This window comes from Citrobacter sp. Cf118, from assembly GCF_030334095.1.
GTDB classification, from domain to species: Bacteria; Pseudomonadota; Gammaproteobacteria; order Enterobacterales; family Enterobacteriaceae; genus Citrobacter; species Citrobacter freundii.
This window is the reverse complement of sequence record NZ_JAOWES010000015.1, coordinates 1-1,888: the sequence shown is the minus strand read 5'-3', so window position 1 is coordinate 1,888 and position 1,888 is coordinate 1. Positions and strand designations below refer to the sequence as shown.

3 protein-coding genes are annotated in these 1,888 nt (G+C 41.0%); 2 read left to right on the top strand and 1 reads right to left on the bottom strand.

From position 1 onward, the window contains the following. Positions 1 to 364: 364 nt before the first annotated feature. Both OGX67_RS00405 and OGX67_RS00400 read left to right on the top strand, forming a co-directional pair. Positions 365 to 1,555 carry a hypothetical protein gene (locus OGX67_RS00405; RefSeq protein WP_009652915.1) on the top strand — a complete coding sequence of 397 codons (1,191 nt, stop codon included), beginning with the start codon at positions 365 to 367 and terminating at the stop codon, positions 1,553 to 1,555. 35 nt (positions 1,556 to 1,590) lie between these two features. Then, entirely contained in the window at positions 1,591 to 1,779 is a 189-nt protein-coding gene (locus tag OGX67_RS00400) for a hypothetical protein (protein WP_007372207.1), read from the top strand. 44 nt (positions 1,780 to 1,823) lie between these two features. Here the strand turns inward: OGX67_RS00400 and OGX67_RS26840 are convergent. After that, the coding region (locus OGX67_RS26840; protein ID WP_072217861.1) for an IS1 family transposase at positions 1,824 to 1,888 on the bottom strand (65 nt) is incomplete at its 5' end.

The window sequence follows — 1,888 nt, the reverse complement described above, 5'->3', positions numbered from 1 at the left end:
TTCTTCATGGGGATGTCCTCATGTGGCTTATGAAGACATTACTAACATCGGGGTGTACTAATCAACGGGGAGCAGGTCAAGATCTCCAACAACGATGAATTCCATATTGTTGATATATCGGCAGATCAATTTGGCTTCGAAGGAGTTATCGTTAAGAACATCAAAGAGGTAGAAGGCTGGCCACGTTACATCCCTGGAAACCAGGATGTCGTAAATGCTGGAGTTGAGGAGCTCTTCAACCACGGATACTAAATGGTCGAGTCTAAGTGCGATTTATACACCTCAAAACGCCCCCATTCTCGATTCAAGAATTATTGATTTACAAGTAATATCAGAAATATTTAGTTCACTCTAAGGCAAGTGAATGAAGAAGAAATTACCGTCATGGTCACCAGCTGAAGATCTGAAGCTTATAAAAGGGCTTAAGGATGGTTACTCATTTGCAGCGCTTACGTCCATTCTTGGATACAATGAAAGGATAATCCAGTTAAGATGTATCGAGTTGGATTTATACCTTCTCATAAGAGAAAATCTCTCCGAGCCTAACGAAATTACCCTCAAGCCTAACTCTTCAATCAGAGTGCCACCGGCTGAACCAGCTTCAGGTATAACTCTTAAAACCCTGCTAGATAATGGATGGGTAGCACACTGCATAAATGGTGAAAATGTTCTGTACTCTCCAGAATGGTGGCGAACAAGAAACACAAGCCTGTTAGTACCCGAAGATGAGGATACTGATCAGCTACATAAGAAAACATCTTCACACCTCATTACCGGTAAACCGTGGACTCCTGACGATACTCGGGTCTTACTTAAGGCGATACAACATGGTATCAGTAAAACGGCACTTGCCGAGCTTACCTTAAGAAGCCATCAATCCACTCTTCAGCAACTTATAGAGCTTGGAATGATTACCGTGGGCGCTGAAGACGATTCATCTAGTACGGTTATATGGTTAAATAAAAAAATAAGTTCTGCGAAATTATCAAAAAAACGTTTTCTTGATGTCCTGCCACTAATCGAATTCGGCTGGCACATTGATGGATTCGACCTTACCGCCCCAGATTGGTGGAGCAAGCATATAGTGCTTAATGAAATTATCTATGAAACCGTACCAGATAAAACCATTTCAAATTACCCGGCCAGAACTGACATTGATTGTGATAGTGAAAAACCACAACAAATTAAGGAAAGATCAGTGCCTGAACGGAACCAAAGAGAACCACAAAAACCAGCCAAATGGGTATGTGGAAACTATAAGTTTTTAATTACACTTCTATCTGAGCATCGTTCAATAGAAGTGATTGCCAAGAAAATGAATAGGACAGATGGCGCGATTAGGTCACGTCTACAGCATATCGGTATAACGCGTTACGAGAAACCAACAAAACCTGGTGAAAAAGGAAGTGTCATTAAAGCTACATCAATTTCTACAGATATCTTCAGAAACCAGCCATTTTTTGTGAAGAGATTACTCATAGATGCCGGATGGTCTGAAAAAAACAATGAATTGCATTGCCCGGTCTGGTGGAGCAATTATCCACACAACGTTTAACGGGCTTAGTCACGAACTCTACCCTGGAGAACTATATGTTTGATTATTTTAACAGACCATTTGACACTTTCGACTGGGCGCTGATTATAGGATGCGGAATCCTTTTTGTCGGGCACTTTATCTGGAAAATCTTCTTCAGCGATGAAGGCCGTAGGAAAATTGATAATGAAGCGCCGCCTCCAATCATGACTCAGAAAGTAGATGATGAAACGGATGGTAAATAAGCACACAAAAATAAAACGCCCTTAAGTTAGGTAATGACTCCAACTTAATGATAGTGTTTTATGTTCAGATAATGCCCGATGACCTTGTCATGCAGCTCCACCGATTTTG